The 18,241-nt window shown below is 69.7% G+C and carries 12 protein-coding genes and 1 pseudogene; 6 read left to right on the top strand and 7 right to left on the bottom strand.

Annotated features, from left to right (window positions below; genetic code table 11):
• Positions 1-118 precede the first annotated feature (118 nt).
• Positions 119-2,311, top strand: coding sequence for an NACHT domain-containing protein (locus C6Y14_RS21525; protein ID WP_159074293.1), 2,193 nt, complete (start codon positions 119-121; stop codon positions 2,309-2,311).
• A gap of 12 nt (positions 2,312-2,323) precedes the next feature.
• Here the strand turns inward: C6Y14_RS21525 and C6Y14_RS21520 are convergent, their stop codons facing one another.
• Positions 2,324-2,683: a hypothetical protein gene (locus C6Y14_RS21520; RefSeq protein WP_107018401.1), complete on the bottom strand. Its 360-nt coding sequence runs from the start codon at positions 2,681-2,683 to the stop codon at positions 2,324-2,326.
• Positions 2,684-2,975: 292 nt separating this feature from the next.
• Between C6Y14_RS21520 and C6Y14_RS21515 the strand changes: the two are divergent.
• Positions 2,976-3,595: pseudogene (locus C6Y14_RS21515) on the top strand (class I SAM-dependent methyltransferase); the annotation flags it as partial.
• Between the two features lie 145 nt (positions 3,596-3,740).
• Here the strand turns inward: C6Y14_RS21515 and C6Y14_RS21510 are convergent.
• Positions 3,741-4,379, bottom strand: coding sequence for a DUF6879 family protein (locus tag C6Y14_RS21510; RefSeq protein WP_107018400.1), 639 nt, complete (start codon positions 4,377-4,379; stop codon positions 3,741-3,743).
• Complete coding sequence (locus tag C6Y14_RS21505; protein WP_107018399.1) at positions 4,372-4,641, bottom strand: hypothetical protein; 270 nt, start codon at positions 4,639-4,641, stop codon at positions 4,372-4,374. The genes C6Y14_RS21510 and C6Y14_RS21505 overlap by 8 nt, the downstream gene beginning before the upstream one ends.
• Before the next feature lie 226 nt (positions 4,642-4,867).
• Between C6Y14_RS21505 and C6Y14_RS21500 the strand changes: the two genes are divergently transcribed.
• Both C6Y14_RS21500 and C6Y14_RS21495 read left to right on the top strand, forming a co-directional pair.
• Entirely contained in the window at positions 4,868-5,278 is a 411-nt protein-coding gene (locus tag C6Y14_RS21500) for a hypothetical protein (protein ID WP_107018398.1), read from the top strand.
• Complete coding sequence (locus tag C6Y14_RS21495; protein WP_107018397.1) at positions 5,275-7,449, top strand: tetratricopeptide repeat protein; 2,175 nt, start codon at positions 5,275-5,277, stop codon at positions 7,447-7,449. The genes C6Y14_RS21500 and C6Y14_RS21495 overlap by 4 nt, the downstream gene beginning before the upstream one ends.
• Positions 7,450-7,715: 266 nt before the next feature.
• Here C6Y14_RS21495 and C6Y14_RS21490 read toward each other — a convergent pair whose 3' ends face one another.
• Complete coding sequence (locus tag C6Y14_RS21490; protein WP_107018396.1) at positions 7,716-8,114, bottom strand: PIN domain-containing protein; 399 nt, start codon at positions 8,112-8,114, stop codon at positions 7,716-7,718.
• Positions 8,111-8,407, bottom strand: coding sequence for a hypothetical protein (locus tag C6Y14_RS21485; protein WP_107018600.1), 297 nt, complete (start codon positions 8,405-8,407; stop codon positions 8,111-8,113). Before C6Y14_RS21485 ends, C6Y14_RS21490 begins: the two co-directional genes overlap by 4 nt.
• 109 nt (positions 8,408-8,516) lie before the next feature.
• On the opposite strand from C6Y14_RS21485, the gene pglY reads away from it, so the two are divergent.
• Positions 8,517-12,416, top strand: coding sequence for a BREX-2 system ATPase PglY (gene pglY, locus C6Y14_RS21480; RefSeq protein ID WP_107018395.1), 3,900 nt, complete (start codon positions 8,517-8,519; stop codon positions 12,414-12,416).
• On the top strand, positions 12,413-15,313 hold the full coding sequence (gene pglZ / locus C6Y14_RS21475; protein WP_107018394.1) for a BREX-2 system phosphatase PglZ: 2,901 nt from the start codon (positions 12,413-12,415) through the stop codon (positions 15,311-15,313). The genes pglY and pglZ overlap by 4 nt, the downstream gene beginning before the upstream one ends.
• A 48-nt stretch (positions 15,314-15,361) precedes the next feature.
• On the opposite strand, the gene C6Y14_RS21470 is transcribed toward pglZ, so the two are convergent.
• Together C6Y14_RS21470 and C6Y14_RS21465 are read right to left on the bottom strand one after the other, a co-directional pair.
• The gene (locus C6Y14_RS21470; RefSeq protein WP_107018393.1) at positions 15,362-16,408 is read right to left on the bottom strand and encodes a CBS domain-containing protein; all 1,047 of its coding nucleotides are present in this window, start codon (positions 16,406-16,408) and stop codon (positions 15,362-15,364) included.
• On the bottom strand, positions 16,405-18,228 hold the full coding sequence (locus C6Y14_RS21465; protein ID WP_107018392.1) for a DUF262 domain-containing protein: 1,824 nt from the start codon (positions 18,226-18,228) through the stop codon (positions 16,405-16,407). The genes C6Y14_RS21470 and C6Y14_RS21465 overlap by 4 nt, the downstream gene beginning before the upstream one ends.
• Positions 18,229-18,241 lie beyond the last annotated feature (13 nt).

The following is an 18,241-nucleotide window of genomic DNA, read 5'->3' as shown; positions in this document are numbered from 1 at the left end:
TGGGCCGTGCAGTCTGCCTGAGTCATGTGGAAAACCGGACGGGAGCATGGGCCCGCTGCGTACTATCTGCACGTGTCAGGCCGCGCACGGTTCTGGCAGAAACCGAGGTGCGTGCGTCGTGGCCCGGCGGGACAATGCGGAATCTCAGGTAGCGAACTCCGGCGATGCCCGGGTCGAGGGCGACAACTCGATCGCCAACACGGGCATTCTCGTCGTTCGGCAGTTCCGCCAGTACTTCGTGGCAGCCCCGCCCAGCCCCTGGTCCGAACAGCTCGTGGCAGCCGCAGAGCTTCTCGCGAGGCAGGTCTCGAACCAGGGCAAGGAGCAGGAGCGCCGCAGGGGCATCAGTGATCCTTACCCGCTGCCGCTGCGTTGGCACACCGCACTGGGTGAACTCAGCGACCATGTGGCGAACATTCGCGGCACGCGATCCGACGCGGAGCTTCCACCGCTTGTCCTGGACGGTCGGTTCGAGGACATCGTGACGGTGTACCGGACCGTTCCCTCCGAGCGGCTCGTCGTGCTGGGCGGGGCTGGTTCAGGCAAGAGCATCATCGCTCAGCGGCTCGTTCTTGATTTGATCGCGACACCGCTCACCGAGGCGAATCCGGTGCCGGTGCTTTTCAGCGTGAAGGCCTGGAATCCGGCGGACGACCGGTTGGTGGACTGGCTTGCCGATCAGATCCTGCGTGATTACCACGGTTTCACCGCCGTCGGCCCGGATGGCCAAAGCGTGGCGGCCGGACTCCTGGAGGCCCGTCGAGTACTGCCCGTCCTGGACGGATTCGATGAGATGGCCCCAAGCCTCTACCGGGACGCGCTACGAGAGCTGAACGCCACGGACATGCCGCTCGTGCTCACCAGCAGACCCGAGCAGTACGCTGCGGCTGTCGCGGAGGCCGGCGTGCTCAGACGTGCCGCAGCCATCGCCCTGGACGACCTGACCCTGGACGACCTGACGCCTTACCTGCCCCGGACCACGCAGCCCTCGGCCGCCGGCAGGTGGGACTCGTTTCTCGGGCGGTTACGGGAGGGATCCGCGGGGCTGACAAGTACAGCGGCAGGTTCGGCACTGGCCATCCCTCTGATGGTCGGGCTTGCCCGCGCGGTGTACAGCAACGGCCGCAGCGCAGGGCCCGACCCGGTCGAACTCCTGGATTCCGAACGGTTCGCTTCAGCCGAGGCCGTCAAGTCCCACCTCCTGGAGGAGTTTCTTCCGGCTGTCTACGAGCGGCGGCCCGCCGGACGCTCGCGTCCCGGTGAGGTCCGGCCCGCCCCGCAGTGGGAGATCGAGGATGTGCGTCGCTGGCTCGGCCACCTTGCCCGGCGCCGGGCAAATCAGGATCTGGACGTGGCCTGGTGGCTCATGGGGAACGATGTACCCCGGTCCCAACGAATGCTGGTGTTCGCAGTTCTGGCCGCCGTGACGGGAGCTCTCGCCGGTCTCGTGGTCTTCGGCTCCATCGGCGCTGTCGTCGGCGCACTGGCTGTCGGCACACTCGGCGCGGCCGTCGGGTGGAGCAGGGGGCCGGTCCCGGCACGTATGGAGGTACGGATAGCCGGGCGGGCCAGGTACGCACTGCCGCAGCTCGTGGCCGGACTCACCGGCGGAGTCGTCGTGGGTCTCATCGGGTGGCCGGCTGTCAGCGCGTGGGGTTGGCCCGCGCTCGCTCCGGCGGGCGGGATCGGCAGCGCCCTGGGAAATGGTCTGTCGGGCTGGATCCGGCACAGCGACCCCGAGGCCGAGGCCAAACCCGTACCTCTGGAGACCCTGCTCGGCCTCGCGGGCGGCCTCGCGGGCGGATGCGCCGTGGGACTGATCGGCCTCCTGGCGGACGCGCCCATCGGTGGCTACGGAGGCTGGCTCGTGCTCGGGGGGACGATCGGCCTGGGCTTCGCCCTCGGAGCGGCGTTGCTGGCCCCGACCCGCAAGGAGACCGTCGTCACCCCCACTGAACTGCTCCTGTCGAACCGCACCTATACGGTCTTCCAATCGATCACCATCGGGACTGCGTACGGCCTCGTGCTCGCAGCCCTGGTCGGACCGGTGTGCGGGATCGTGTTCGGGCTTGTCATCGGTCTGGTCTTCGGCGTCGGCGCGCATGCCTGGGGTCGGTGGCTCGTCCTGGGCCGCTTGTGGTTACCTCTGGCCGGCCATCTGCCCTGGCGGGTATGGGTCTTGCTGGCCGATGCGCACGAGCGGGGGGTGTTGCGCCAGGCTGGCGCTGTCTACCAGTTCCGCCACGATCTGCTGCAACGGAAGCTCGCGGAGGGCAGAGACAGGGACCGGAGTAACCGCTTCCGGTCTTGATGTGTTCAGAAGTCAGTTATTGCTCTCGGTGATGCCGGTATCGGCCTCACTGCCGCTGCCGTGTGCGACAGCGTCACCACTGTTCTCCACCCGCAGTGGGCCGCGACCCCGTCCCCGCGTCTGGATCCCTGCCCGTGTCTTGGCCCCGCCGGTGGCGCGCGCGTTGCCGGATCCGATCACAGTGGCTCCCGACTCGTTGCTTGGGAGGCCGGTGATCACGGCCCACGCCAGGGCGGCTACACCGGTTCCTGCCTGCAATGAGGCACCGACGAACTCACCCGCCCCCGGATCGTTCAGCCACACCAGCGGTGTCGCCACGATCATCCCGAGTGCCACCACCCCGACAAGCCACTTCACCCAGACCGGCATCATCGAATCCCCTTACACAGGTGGAGGTTTCGTCACAAGGTAGCGTCTGACGGGGGAGGTGCACCCGACATCCCACCAGTTGTGCGCAAGCCGTGTCCGCGTCCTTTCGAGAGGGCGGTCGACCCTTCCGGCGTGACCGCGGATATGCCAACTTGAGCCGATGGCTACGTCCTCGACCCTGCCGAGCCATGAGCGGGAACGGACCAACCAGATGATCGTCCGCGGACTGGCCTGGCTTCGCGGAGCGCAGTCCGCCCTGTGGATTTGAGCTCCGGTTGCTCATGGCCTTGGCCGCTGGGACGCCTTCGCCGCTTCCGCCTTCAAGGAGGACGCGGAGCCGAGCTTTTGCTGGACTCAGTACGCCGGTCACGGACCTGGTCCGGAGCTACTGGGCGATGATCCGCGCTCCGTGCTGGAGATCGGCTGCGGCACCGGCCGCGCGCTCGCCCACCTTGCTCGGCGCGGCATCGATACCCGGGGTGTCGCCCTGTCTCCCGTCGTGGTCGAGAAGACCACCACGAAGTGGGCAGGCACCGGCGCGGAGTTCGTGTGCTCCGAGGTGCTGGGTTACCTGGCCTCGCACGAAGACGCGACGACGCCGTCTACTCGATCTTCGGTGCCGCCTGGTTCACCGACCCGGGCCGTCTCTTTCCGCTTGTCCGCCGGCGGCTCAGGCCCGGCGGTGTCTTCGTGTTCTCGCAGCCTCCGGCCATCCCCGGCGCGTACGGGCCGCAGGGCATGTACAAGGGCGGCTTCGCAGGCAAGGCGATGTTCACCTACCGCTACAGCTACCGTCCGGCCGTCCGGGAGCGGTTGCTCACCAGGGCCGGGTTCGCCACGGCTGGGGCGCAGGTTCTCGACGCGCCTCACCCAGGGCACATCGGGACGCTTCTCGTACGCGCGGTAGCCCCATGAGTGGCGTACGCATCCCGCTGTGTGAAGCCCCTGGCGCCTTGGTGTTCGCAGAAGTCGCATGTGAGCGGAACTGGTGGCCTGTCCTCGAAATCACGGAGGGCTGCTCCGCCTTCGGTACGTGAGATCGCAGGCGGAGCAGGGCTGGTCAACGAGAGTCGGAGGACGCCGTCCCGCTCCTGGCTACCCTGGGCGGGGGAAGCGGCGCGATCTCTCGCTCGAAGAAATCACGGAAGCCCTCACCGCGCCCATAGAGCGTGTTGAATCCCGCGTTGGTCTCCCGGATCAAGGACCGGTCGGTGTAACGCTCGGCTCCATCCGCGTTTCCATCCTCGTCGTAAACGACCTCGTACATCACCACATCGCCTAGGATTACCACTTCCGGAACCCGGCGGCACTGTTCGATGTCCGAAATCTCCCGGAGATTGAGAACCCTGATTTCCTCGCCCAGGTCCACGCGTACACGCAGAACGAACAACTCCCACTGCACGTACGGTGTGATTGGGAATTCCACCACGCGGAGGCGCCGGTGCGGGACTCCCAGCCGCCTCGCCCGCCGCAGTTCCTGTGCGTAGTCCTCGCGGCCCTCGTCGGCCAAGGACAAAGCCCTGGGCCAGTCCCCCGCCGCGAAGGCTTCCCAGCTCGCGAAGCCGCGCTCCTCGAAGTGCTGTCCGCGCTCAAGCTTGTTCAGGAAGCCGATGCCGTTGGCGTAGAACCGGCCGAGGTCCGCGTGGTACGCAGGACGATCCAGGCGCTGGGAGACGCCGTCGGGGAAGGAGTCAAACACTGGGGATGTCCGGCTTCGCCGCGATGAGCATGTTCCTGGGGATGACTACGAGGCGTTCGTCCGAACCGATCGAAACCCCGTCGGGAAGGTTCTTGGCGAGTGACTGGGTGAGGTCACGGTCGATGACGGCGATGTCCCCGTTGGTGAGTTCCCAGATGTCGGGGCAGTCGGGAGTTCCGGTTGTATTTCCGAGTTCCTGGGGTGTCTTTCCCAGGCGCTGTTTAAAAGTGGTGTCCGGATCCGCTTCCCAAGGTCGCACCATTTACGTCGCCCCTCGATCGATCGTGAGACATTACTGTAACGTGCCACAGGGGTGCCTGACCATGTGTTAGACGCGATCCGCGAGGGTAATGGCGAGGATTGGCTTACCCTTGTCTCAAGTTCGTCGGGGCGGAATGATTCTGCTCGGAAAGAAAATCATGCCAATGCTTGGCAGGCACGTTTCTTCTGCTGCTTGGTCGGACAATAGGCTGATCGGAGGGACGGCTGTGGACCCAGAAGTGGCCTCGCTCGCACAGAGCGCGGGAACCACCTTGGTCACATTGATGGCAGCGGACGCCTGGCAGCACACGCGTGACGGATTCACGCAGCTCTGGCGTCGGGTGTATCCCGAACGGGCCGAGACCGTGGCCGCCGAGTTGGAGACGAGTCGCGAGGACGTGCTGGCTGCCGTGGTGGCGCAGGACCAGGAAGCCTTGGACGAGCTGCGCCTGCAATGGCAAGGGTTCTTACGGCGTCTGCTTCTCGCCCGGCCCGACGCCGTCGGAGAACTGCGCCGGCTGTTGGACGAACTCGATCCCGACGGCTCGGCGGCCCGGCAGGTCACCCAGCACGCCACCGCTTCCGGCCAGGGCCGGGTCTACCAAGCTGGACGAGACCAGCACATCACAGAGCGATGACGGGTGGGATGGACGGTCGCGCCGAGGACCGTGGGCGGGTCTTCCAGTCGTCCGGTGACCAGCACATCAACGAGCACCACCACTACGGCGGTGACGGTTCAGGGCGCGGAGGGTCCGGGCCCAGCGGCCCCGACTCGGTGCGCCGGCCGGCCGTGGGGCGGCCTCCCGCCGTGCTGCGTGACCGCAGCGAGGTGATGGAACGCCTGCGGGCGAGCGTCGGAGCGGGGCGCGGCGGCGAGGTCTACGTGCTGTACGGCATGGGCGGCTCGGGCAAGACGGCGGTCGCGTGCACCCTCTTCCAGGAGGTGGCCGACGCACAGGGCCGGGCAGCCCTGTGGGTCAACGCCGCCGACCGTGCGAGCCTGCGCGGCGGCATGCTCGCCGTGGCCGCCGACCGAGGGGCGGACGACGGGGAACTGCTGGCCGCCCGCAACGGCCTCCGCCCTGCGGCCGATCTCGTCTGGCGCTACCTCGACCGCTCCGCCGAGCCGTGGCTGCTGGTCCTCGACAACGCCGACGAGCCGGAGATCCTGCGGGACGGCAGCTGGCTGCGCACCAGCCCGCGCGGCATCGTCGTGGTGACCACACGCCGGGCGGCGGCCCGCTGGTGGCCGGGGGCCGAGCTCCAGCACATCGGCGTACTGCCGCGGGAGGACGCCGCGCTCGTGCTGCGCGACCTCGCCCCGCACAGCGGTACGACGGAGCAGGCGGCGCGGATCGCGGACCGGCTCGGGCGGCTGCCGCTCGCCCTCACCCTCGCCGGGGGCTTCCTCTCCCACCAGGTGCCCGACCCCTGGACGATGGACGCGTACGGACATCAGCTCGACGGAGACGAACGGGTTCAGCTGATCGACCGCGGAGCCGACGCGCTGTCCGAGGCGGATCCACGGCACCTGGTCGGTCTGACCTGGCAGCTGACCCTCGACACGTTCGAGGCGCGCGGGCTACCCGAAGCGGTGGCCCTGCTCAGACTGCTGGCCCGGTTCGCCGCCGAGCCCCTGCCGCTGGCCCTGCTCAACCACGAGGGCGTCGGCGGTGTCCTTCCCCGGGCCCGTACCGAGACGGCTCTGCGGGCCCTGCTGGATCAGTCGCTGTCCGAGCTGGTCGGCGTCGTCGGCATGCGCTGCGTGCAGAGCCACGGCGTCCTGCTCGACAGCGTCCGCGCGGCGACTCCCGCCGAGCTGACGCCCGCTCTCGACACGGCGGCCGTCCGGCTCCTCGACGCGGCCGTGCCCGCCGTACCCGACGCCGGGCCGCACGAGCCGCGACTGCGCCTGCTGGTACCCCACGTGCTGGCCCTGCTGCATCGCGTCGGCGAGCCGTCGGCCGCAGCCGGCGCCCTGGCCGTGGCGACGCGGCTGTCGGTCGCCCTGCACCGGACCGGTGACTACCTCTCGGCCTGGGAGACCTCCCGGACCGCAGCGGACCTCGCGCAGCGACTGCTCGGCGCGGACGACCGTATGGTCCTGGCCGCCCGTTCCAGGGCCGGGCGGGCGCTGTTCCGGCTGGGCAGGTTCGCGGAGGCCGAGTCGCTGCTCCGCGGCGTCCGCACCACCCAGGAAAACCTGTTCGGGGCCGACGACCCCGACACCCTGGACACCTCCTACGGGTTTCAGCTCGTGCTGGCGAACCTCGGGAGGCGGGAGGAGTCGGTCGCGTTGCTCAACGCCACCGTCGCCGGTCGGGTTTCGGCGCTGGGGCCCGCGCATCCGCTGACCCTGCGCGCCCGCGCCAGTCTGCTGGAGATGCTGCCCGCGGCCGAGGTGGTCACGGAGGAGGACGGTGCGCTGCTCTCGCTGCCCTCGGAGTGCGACCGGCTTCTCGGCCCCGATCACACGGTGACGCTGGGGGCCGGGCACAACCACGCCTGGGCACTGTTCCTCCTGGGCCGCTTCGACGAGGCCGACAGCGAGATCCGGCTGGTCACCGAAGCGTACGTACGGCGCTTCGGGCCGGAGTACCCGATCGTGCTCGCCGCCCGGCAGCTGTTCTCCCGGACCCGGGCCGCGCTCGGCCGGGTGGACGAGGCGGTCGAGCTGATGGCCGACGTCGTCGCGCGGCGGGAACGCGGGCTGGGACCCGAGCACCCCTTCACGGTCGCGGGCCGGCAGCTCCTGGACACGTACCGATCGGGTCGATGGCGCCCACCACCGCGACCGCCCGGCGGATGACAGCGGGACGTGGCGCCGGTGCGTGCCAAGGCATACGGTCTCTCCCAGTGCTGCCCGGCGTACAGGCGTTCGTAGGATTGGCACGTTGCGTGCAGCTTTGCCTACCCGTATGTCCGGACTCTCCCCTACGATCTAGACCGGTGGCCGCCGCCCCGGGTGGAGGTGGCGGACCGCACCACACGGGGCGAGTCGGAGTACCCCGGTTCGGGTGGGGGCGCGGGCGCACCTGGGGAAGCGAAGCGCGAAGGGGGCAGGCCGTGTTCGGCTCAGAGTTTCACGACGACCACGCGGTCGGCGCACAACGTGCGCAGGTCGTCCTCGTCGGACGTGAACACGGTGACCGGGCCGGGCTGCCGCAGGGCGACGGCGGCGAGGGCCGCGTCGATGGCGTACTTGTGGCCGTGCAGGCCAGCCTCTTTGAGAAGGCCGGTGGCCTCCTTGGCGATCTCCTCCGTCACCGGTTCGACGCGGATCTTGGAGAGGGCCCAGTGCCACTTGGGAAGGTGGCGCGTGGGGTCGTACGCCTCGATGAGAGTCATCGAGGTGGTGACGACCGGGATACCCGCATGGTCCGCGTGCTTCAGGTAGGCGCCCATCCGGCGTTCACCGCGCACCCACCGGGAAAGTCCCTCGCTGTCGAGTACGTAGACCCGGTTTCCTGTCACGCGGCGTCCCGCTTCCCCTCGTACGGCTGCTCAGCGGCTTCGTGGGCGCCGGTCCGCTCGGCGTGCTGCCGCTCCAGGTCGCGGTGCTCGGCCTCGACCTCGGCCAGTTCCGCCTCGGTGATCTCCCCGTACTCGGACTCCCACCACCGCACCGCCTCGTGCAGCCGCTCCCGCTCCCGCTGGCGCTCTATGGCCTGCGTGACATAACGGCTGAAGCCGCCGGGGCCGACCTCGGCCCGGATGGCCTCGGCGAGCTCCTCGGGAAGCGTCACGGTGTACTTCTTCGTTGCCATACCGTCGACCATACCGAGAGCCCGGCCGGGCAGCCAGCCGATGACAGACATCCCACACGATCGAGTACGAGCGGCGGCGGAAGCCGCCAGATGGAGAGCGTGACCGGTAATGGCCCAGCAGCAGCCCCTGCTCCGCGATGTCATCGACATCAAGGAGAACATCTCCACCTCGGACTTCGTGCTGTCCCTCGCCGAGGCGACGACGGCCGAGGGCGCGGCGAACGCGCTCAAGGACTACGTCGTCACCGAGCGGCTGTTGGAGAACTTCGACGAGGCGCTGGCGCTGATCAAGTCCTCGCTCGACGGGCACCGCTCCAAGGCGGCCTACCTGCACGGCTCGTTCGGTTCCGGTAAGTCGCACTTCATGGCCGTGCTGTACGCGCTGCTCAGCGGCGACCCGGCCGCCCGCGCCCGTACCGAGTTCGACCCGGTGCTGACCAAGCACGAGTGGCTGACCACGGACGGGAAGAGGTTCCTGCTCGTGCCCTACCACATGCTCGGCGCGAAGGCCCTGGAACAGCGGGTGCTCGGCGGGTACGTCACGCACGTCAAGAAGCTGCACCCGGACGCCCCGACCCCGCAGGTCTACCGGACCGACTCTCTCTTCGACGACATCCGGGCCAACCGCGCCACCTACGGCGACGAGGCGGTCATCCGCGGGCTGGGTGGCGGCGACGCGGACGACGGTGAGACGGACGAGTGGGGTGAGGGCTTCGCCTGGACCCCGCAGCTCCTCGACACCGCCCTCGCCGCCGAGGAGAACCATGAGGGGGGCACCCCGCTCGACCTCCGCAACCCCTCCACCCCGGCCGAGCTGCGCGCCAAGCTGGTCAACGACGCCGGAACCAACCTCTTTCCCGGCTTCGCCAGGAACGCCGCCGAGAACGAGCACGGCTTCATCTCCCTGGACGCCGGTCTGTCCGTCATCGCCGAGCACGCAAAGTCGCTCAGCTACGACGGGCTGATCCTGTTCCTGGACGAGCTGATCCTCTGGCTGGCGACCCTCATCCACGAGCAGAAGTTCGTGGCCCGCGAGGCCAGCAAGATCACGAACTTCGTGGAGGGCGGTGACGCCCGGCGTGCCATCCCCGTCGTGTCGTTCATCGCCCGCCAGCGCGACCTGCGCGAACTCGTCGGCGAAGAGGTGTCCGGTGCGGCGGAAGCCTCCATCCAGGACACCCTGAACCTGGCCTCCGGCCGGTTCGACAAGATCACCCTGGAGGACCGCAACCTCCCGCAGATCGCCCATGCGCGCATTCTCAAGCCGAAGGACGCCGAGGCGCAGCGGCAGGTCGACGCGGCCTTCGAGCAGACCAGGCGGGTCGGCACCCAGGTCTGGGACACCCTGCTCGGCTCGGAGAAGGGCACCACCGGCGCGGACGCGGAGTCGTTCCGGCTGACGTACCCCTTCTCGCCGGCGTTCATGGACACCCTCGTCCACATCTCGTCCGCGTTGCAGCGTTCCCGCACCGGTCTGAAGCTGATGGGCGAACTCCTCGCCGACCACCGCAACGAGATCCGCCTCGGGCAGCTCATCCCCGTCGGCGACCTCTACCCGGTGATCGCGAAGGGCGGCGACAAGCCGTTCACCGACAGCCTGAAGGTCGTCTTCGAGGCCGCCGACAAGCTCTACAAGACCAAGCTGCGGCCCTACCTCCTCAGCTCGTACGACATCACCGAGGACGACGTCGAGCAGTTCGTCAACCGGCCCGAGGCCGTGACCGACCCGCAGCGCGCCAACCGCTGCCGGATGTTCATCGGCGACAACCGGCTCGTGTGCACGCTGCTGCTGTCCGCGCTCGCGCCCAGCGTGCCCTCCCTGGCGGAGCTGACCATCCGGCGGCTCGGCGCCCTCAACCACGGGTCGGTTCTCGCGCCCATCCCGGGCGCCGAGGTCGGCATCATCAAGAACAAGGTCGCCGAATGGGCCGCCAGGTTCCCCGAGATCAAGGAGACCGGCACCGACGCCAACCCCGGCGTACGGCTGGAGCTGTCCGGCGTCGACGTGGACTCCGTCATCGCCAACGCCCAGGTCAACGACAACCCCGGCAACCGGGTCGCCCTCGCCCGGCGCCTGCTGTCCGAGGAACTGGGCGTCGAGCACGGGCAGTTGAGCGACCAGCTCGGCTTCGTGTGGCGCGGTACCTCCCGTACCGCCGAGATCGTGTTCGGCAACCTCGCCGACGAGGACGAACTGCCCGACCACGACCTGATGCCGCAGGAGGAGGGGCGCTGGCGGATCGCCATCGACCTCCCCTTCGACGAGGGCGAGTGGGGCCCGATCGAGGACGTCAACCGCATCCGGCGGCTGCGCGAGCGCCAGCAGGGCGAGCGGTCCCGCGTCGTCGCCTGGCTGCCCGCCCACCTGTCCGCGCAGCGCTTCGCCGACTTCCGGCGCCTCGTCGTCATCGACAAGGCCCTCGCCGACGAGCACCGCTTCGACACCCAGTACGCCGGCCACCTCAACGCCGACAACCGCAGCCGCGCCAAGAACCTCCTCGAAACCCAGCGTGATGCGCTGCTCAAGCAGGTCAAGGGCGCCTTCAAGCAGGCGTACGGGCTCGCCCAGAAGCAAGCCGCCGACGTCGTGCCCGACTTCGACGACCACCTGGTCCCGCTGCCCGACGTGGACGGCCTCACCCTGTCCTTCGGGCAGAGCCTGCACGACGGCATCCGGCACGTCGCGGGCAAGCTGCTCGTCCACCAGTACCCGGCGCATCCCAACCTTGACCCCGACGGCATCGCGGTCAAGCAGACCGACGCCGTCAAGCCTGCCGACACCAAGAAGGTGTTCACCCACGTCCGGGCCGCCGCCGAGGCACGTGACGGGCGGGTGGAGGTCCCGGCCGGCGACCGCAAACTCATGGAGCGGATCGCTGGGCCCCTGCGCCTCGGACAGCAGAAGGAGGCGTACTTCGAGCTGTCCCGCTACTGGGCCGACCACTTCCGTCAGCTCGCCAGCGCCAAGGGCGTACCCGGGGACCTGTCCCTGATCACCCTGACCGACTGGACCGACAAGCCCGACCCGCGTGGCCTGCCCGACTTCCTCGCCCGGCTCGTCGTCGCCGCGTTCGCCGAGATGGACGACCGGGTGTGGGTACGCGGCGGCACCGTACTCGACCCCGCGCCCGAACTGTCAGCGATCAAGGACCATGACGCGCTGCGCAGCCAGCCGCTGCCCGCCGAGTCGGACTGGGACACGGCACGGCAGCGCTTCGAGACGATCTTCGGGCAGAAGGCTCCCGCCCTGCGGCGCGGCCGGATGGTCAATCAGTTCGCCCGCCAGATCATCGAGGCCGCCCGCGCCCACCGGGACCACGCGGCCGACCTGGTGCACCAGTTGGAGGCCCACGCCTCCTTCCTGGGACTCGACCAGACCGCCGACACCGGACGGCTCGCCCTCGCCCGCCGCGCCCTGCAACTGCTGGACGCGCTCACGGCGGAGGCGGGCAAGGGCGCGGCCGGGGCGAAGAAGACCGTGGAGGCCCTCGCCTCCTTCGATCTGGGCGAGACCAGCGCGGACCGGTACGGCACCTCCATCAAGCAGGCCGGTGGCGTCGCGGAGGCCGTGGCCTCCGCGCCCTGGGGCACCCTCGAACTCGCCGCAGGACTCGGCCCCGAGGGCGCGGCGCTGCTCGACTCGCTGCGCAACGTGGCCCGCGACGACCAGCGCACCGCGAACCTGCGCGACGCCCTGACCCGTACCCAGCGCGAGGTCGTCGCCCTGGTGAAGCGCAGCCAGGCCGCCACCCCGGCGCCCTCGCCCGTCGCGCCGCAGCCCAGGGCCGACGACCTGGACCTGGGCAGGTCGACGAGCGATCCGCGGATCCCCTTCACCCCGGCGGAGACACCCGCACCCGCCTCCTCCGGGAGCGGCTCCGCGCGAAAGACCGGCAACCGCCGTACGACCGTGGCACGCGCCGCCGCCGACCTCCAGGCGGAGCTGTCCGAACTGGCGGCCCGCCACCCCGACGCGACCATCGAGATCACCTGGACGGTCGTCGAATGACGGACACCGCCGTCGCTCCGGGCGCCGTCCGGCTCAACACCGCGACCGTCACCCAGTACCTGTCCTCGCAGTCCTCCCTCGCCGCCTCTCTGATCGGGGACGGCGTGGGCAGGCGCCGGGTCGTACTGCTGCGGTCCGCGCCCCAGTGGGACGGGCCCGCCGAACCCGCCTGGGGCGAGGGACGGACGGCCGCTGTCGCGGTGGCGCCCTCACCGCTCGCCGTCCACGAACTCGTCCTCGACCACCTGGCGGACCGGCGCCCCGGCCCCGCCGTCCTGGTGGTCCTCACCGACCGCGAGCAGAACGAACTCGACCCGGCGATCACCGCCCGTGTCCACAAGAAGGGCATCGACACGGTCGACAGCTGGGACGTGGTGCGCGAGGCGTTCGGCGCCCGGCAGATCGACCCGCGCCTGAAGGACGTCAACTGGGCCGCCGAAGCCCTGCTCGACGCCACTCCGCCCGGCGGCTGGCCGTCGGTGCCCGGTGGCTGGCTGTCGCGGCAGTACGCCCTGACCGCACTCGCCCAGCGCCGCCTGCGCCTCGGCCGCTACGACACCGAGGGCGGCACCCGGCGCCCCGGCGAGGACCGGCTCGACGCGCAGACCCTGCTGCACTGGTCGACCCGGCCCGGCGCCCCCGAGCGGCTGCCGGCCCTGCGGGGACCGGAGCGCGCCGGGCTGACCGCCTTCCTCAGCGAGGAGGACCAGGCCGGACTCGCCGGACGCGCTCTGCTCGCCCTCGTCGACGCCGAGCGCGGCGCGGACGCCGCCGCCTTCGGCCTCGTGTGCGCGGCCCTGTGGCAGCATGCCGAGCCCGCTCCGGAGACGTATCAGGCCCGGGGCCGCGCCGAACGCTACCTCGGAGAACAGCCCCCGGCCCCGGGTGAACAGCTCGATGCTCTGGTGGGTGTCTTCGGCCGGGCTGCCGAGGAATACGTGAGCACGCTGCTGACGGCCGGACACCGGAGCATCGGTGCCGACGCCGACCAGGTCCGCGAGGCGCGCCGCACCAGCGGCATCGTGCTCGACCGGGCCGCCGTGCTGGCCCGCCAGTTCGGCGCGGAGGCGGCCGTCGCGGCGAGCCCCGTCCTGCGCGGTGGGCTGGAAGCCCGGTTCACGGCCGTCGGCAGGGCACTGGGGGCGGGTGACCCGGTCGCTGTCGAGGAGGCCGTGCGGCGGCTCGCGGAGCACGGGCTCGCCGCCGACCCGGATGAGTCAGCCCGCATCGAACGCGCCCGCATGGGGCAGCGCCTCGCGCTCTGGATGGCCGCCGCCCCGCCGGTCGAGGCACCCACCGTCGCCGATGCCATACAGCGGCACATCGACGAGACGGGATGGGCCGACCTGGCCCTGGAGCACATCGAGTCCGGGGGTGATACCGATCGCGCCCTCAAAGCCATGTACGACGGCCTGGGTGCGCATGCCAGGAGCCTGCGGCGGCAGATCGACGGGGTCTTCGCGCGCTCGCTGGCCGGGTGGACGCGGGACGGTACCCAGCCCGGCAGGATGCTCACCGTCGAGACCTTTCTCGACCGGGTGATCGGGCCGGTCGTCCGGAGCGCGGGCGAGCGACGGGTGCTGCTGCTCGTGCTCGACGGCATGAGCGTGGCCATAGCGAACGAACTCGGCGAGGAACTGCGCCGCTCCTGGGCGGAGTTCGACCCACTGGACGAGGGCACGCCCCGTCGGCGGGCGATGGCCGCCGCCCTCCCCACCGTGACGGCCGTGTCCAGAACGTCGCTCTTCGCGGGCACCCTGATGAAAGGCACCCAGGCTGACGAGAAGCGGCTCTTCCCCGCGCTGAAGCTGTGGAGCGGGGCACCGGCCGCCGTCTTCCACAAGGACGACCTGCGTACCGAGACCGCGGGCGACACCTTCGGCCCGGCCCTCACGGAAGCGCTCACCGACGGCCGGACCCAGGTCGCCGTCGTACTCAACGCCATCGACGACCGCCTCGCCAAGGAACAGAAACTCGGCGACGCAGCCTGGCGGGTCGACGACGTGCCCGGCCTGCGCGACCTGCTCCGGGTGGCGGCGGCCCAGGGCATGGCTGTCATTGTCACCAGCGACCACGGCCACGTCGTCGACCGGCATGGGTGGAAGGCCGACGCGGCCACCGAGCCCGCGTCCGCGCGCCACCGACTGCCCGGCGGCCCGCTCGGCGGACCGGAGATCGCCCTCTCCGGACCGCGCGTGGTCTGGCCAGAGCCCGGCGCCTCCATCGTCGCGCTCTGGGACGCGGACACCCGCTACACCGCCCTCAAGGCCGGCTACCACGGCGGAGTCTCCCTCGCCGAGTTCACCATCCCGGTGCTGGCCTTCCTGCCGTTCGGAGCGGAACCGCCCAAGGGGTGGCGGGAGCTGGGGGACCAGCGACCGCCGTGGTGGGCTCCGGAAGAGACGGGGAGGCAGGTACCGGACGAGCAGGCGGGCCGGACGGCCGGCGCGGCTCCGAAGAAGGGGACCGCGAAACCACGGAAGAAGCAGCCCGACCCCAGGACGCTGCCCGACGCGCTGTTCGACGTGGAGCTGACGCCCGGGGAGAACGATGCTCTGCTCACCCCCACCATCGTCTCCCGGACCGAGAGGCTCGTGACGTCGCTGCTCGACTCGGAGACGTATCAGGCACAACTCGACGGTCTGGCGCGCAAGCCGCAACCGGAGCCGGTCCGCAAGGCACTCGCCGCCCTGCTCGACGCGGGCGGCACCCTGCCCGTGACCGCGCTCGCCCAGCGCGCGGGCATGCCCACCACCCGGGGCGACGGCTTCGCCGCGGTGCTTCGGCAACTCCTCAACTACGACGGCGTACAGGTGCTGGAGACCCTGCCGGACGGGCGCACGCTACGGCTCCACGAGGCTCTGCTGCGCGAGCAGTTCGCCCTCAGAGCAGGCTGAACGGGGTTCGGGGTGCCTCCGGCGTTCACGTCGAGGCACCCCGCCGTGTCAGGCCACGAACGCCCGCAGCAGGTTCGCGAACGTCGTCAGCTCGTCGAGCAGCTCCTGCGGCAGCGGCTTCTCGTCGAAATGGGCGATGCGGTTGCGGATGTCCTTCACCCGCTTCAGGCGGCCGATGAACTGTTCCCTGGGCATGCTGGGCCACTTGAGGGCTGCCCAGTTGGCGTCGGCGCTCTGTGCCAGCGACGTCTTCGTCTGGTCGCCGTCGAGGAGCCTCAGATAGTCGCCGAACATGAGGTCGGAGACCTGGCCGGTGCGGTGCTCGGCCCTCTTGTTCGTCTGGACGGCCTTGATGGTCTCCTCGTCCAGTGCCGCGCCCAGGCAGCGCCGCAGCAGGGACTCGATCTCCCCGACGATGAAGAAGGGCCGCGCCGCGCCCTCGAAGCGGTCCGTCACGTCCGCCGCGGTGACCATGCCCGAGAGACAGCCATCGTCGCCGCGCACCAGGAGATACCCGTGTTCGCGGATGAGTGGCAGGGAGGAGAAGAACTCCTGGCGGGTGTCGGTGACCGGGAAGGAGTCCTTCTCCATCGCGTTGTCCAGCGTCGGCTGCTTGCCCGCCTCGTACATCTTGGCGACGGACCCCCAGGTGACCACCCCGTGGATCTGCGCCATACCGGTGGTCACCGGGACCTGCGCGACGCCCTCGGTGCGCATCAGGAACGTGGTCTGCGGCAGGGACGTACCGGGGCCGACGGACAGCAGACCGCGCCGCGCCGACGGGATGTCCCCGAGCAGCAGGCGCTGCGGAAGGGCGGCCGAGGGCAGGGCCTCCTCCGTCTCGTCCTCTTCCGCCTCGGCGGGTGCTGCCTGCGCTGGGACGGATGCGAGCGGTAGAACGTCGACGTTGCTGCGCTGGCCGCAGACGGCGAAGTCCGGCAGGGTCGTCAGCCCGACGTCGGTGAGCGCCTGGGAGATTTGGTGCACCGACCGGTGGTCGCGGACCCTCACCTGGAACAGGTCGAGGATGTCCTGAACGGGGACGGTCCTGCCCTTGAGCGCGGCGAGGTCCTGCCCGCTCGGTGTGGTCGTCATCGGGCGTCGCCCTCCGCGAGATCGCGGAGCATGGTCCTCTTGCCCATGGCGGAGTGCACGAGATCCTGCAACTGCTTGGAACGGTCGCGGTAGAACCGTTCGTAGTCGTTGTCGCGAAGCGCTTCCGGATCGATGAGGTGGGTGGTGAGGACGTCGTCGAACCACTCGGGCCGCATGTCGGAGGCCGCGACCATGGTGGACAGGTAGGACGACGGTGCCCCGGTCATGTCCATCGCCGCGCGGTAGGACAACGGGGTCTTGTTCACGATGGAGTTCGTGGGCAGGCCCTCGCTGTTGCCCCGCCGGAACCAGGTCTTGGGGAAGATCTGCCGGACGTCCACGCTGTACTCGTCCAGCCTGCCGGGGCTGAGCGGGCTGCCCGTGTGGTGCCAGTCCACCGCCCCCTGTTTGATCAGCAGGGCGTAGATGCCCTTGTAGGCGGCGCTGTTGCGAGTTGTGAGGGTGTCCAGGCGGTCGTTGAAGAAGAATGCGTCCGTGACGGTGTCGGGTGCCCGGTCGTCCTGCGCGATCCAGGGGACGAACTGTTCGACGTCACGGGTGAAGCGGGTCTCGGTGGAGCCGCCGTACATCTCACCGAGGACCCCGCACCAGTACCACTGCTCGGTCTTCTCCTCCGCCCCCAGACCGTCCAGCTCCGTGTCGAGGATGGCGCGGACGGCCGCGAGCGGGACGAGCTGGGTCTGGTACGGCAGATCCCTCGGGTGGACGATGCACTGCCGTTCCAGGAAGTCGCCCACCCAGGCGAAGGCATCGGCGAGTTTCGGTGCCAGCCGGACGAAGTCGGCCAGCGGGAGGTCCAGCAGATCCCGGCGTTTGCACGACACCGTTGCCCTGGTGTTTGCCTGCTTCCGCTCCCAGGTACGCACCAGAGCGATGGCCTGCAGGAAGTCGATACTGCTCAGGCCCTTCTCGATGCTGCCGTCCGGACGGCCGAAGACCGGGTATTTGGCCGCCAGTCCCTGCTTGATCTCCCGCCACACCCGGGGGAGCTGGTAGTAGTCCCCGTCCCCGGTCGGGCCGACGTACCCGGGATCCCCGGCATAGGTCGCGGTGAGCAGTTCGAAGACGTTCAGCGGGACACCGCCCGTGTTAACCCGCTCGAACACAGCGCAGACGGCGTCCATGGATGTGGAGGCGCCCAACCGGATCATCGGGACCTGGAAGGCACGGACCTGCTGGAGCACCGACTCGTCGAACTGGCCCCACAGATCCCAGTTCCGGTCCTCGTCCGCCTTGATGTAGGACTTCTTCCACTGGTTCACACGCTGGGCGTCGAAGACGAGGTGCAGAGGGAAGAGACCGGCCGCGCACTCGCCGTCCGTGGTGCTCAGGTCAAGTACTGCCGAGCGATTGAAGTCCCTGCGGAGTGTTTTGTCCGCCGGAACGGACAGGATGGCCTCGTCGCGGTCCGCGGACGGGCCGACGGCCTTCGCGATGTCGACGTAGTACCACCGCTCGACGGGTTTGCCACGGGCGTCCGAGGTCTCCACCGGGGCGTCCAGCCACAGGGCCTGGAAGAGGGAGGTGAGGCGCTGCTGCCCGTCCAACAGGAGGAGGTCCGCGGCCGGATCCCCGTCCGGACGCGCTCCCGTGAGCGTCCGGGAGCGGAAGCGGGTGGCGCCACCGGTCTGCAGTGTCATCACCACGCCGAGCGGATAGTCCAGCGTCACCGTCGCGATGATGGCGCGGATCCGGTCGTCGTCCCACTTCCAGTTCCGCTGGAAATCGGGCAGTTGTAAGGAGCCCGACGCCACGTCCGCGAGTACGTCCTTCAACTTCACATTGTCCAGTGCCGCCACGTTCGTCCCACTC

Origin of the sequence: Streptomyces dioscori (assembly GCF_003024195.1) — a bacterium.
Classification (GTDB): Bacteria; Actinomycetota; Actinomycetes; order Streptomycetales; family Streptomycetaceae; genus Streptomyces; species Streptomyces dioscori.
This window is presented reverse-complemented; position numbering and strand designations above follow the sequence as displayed.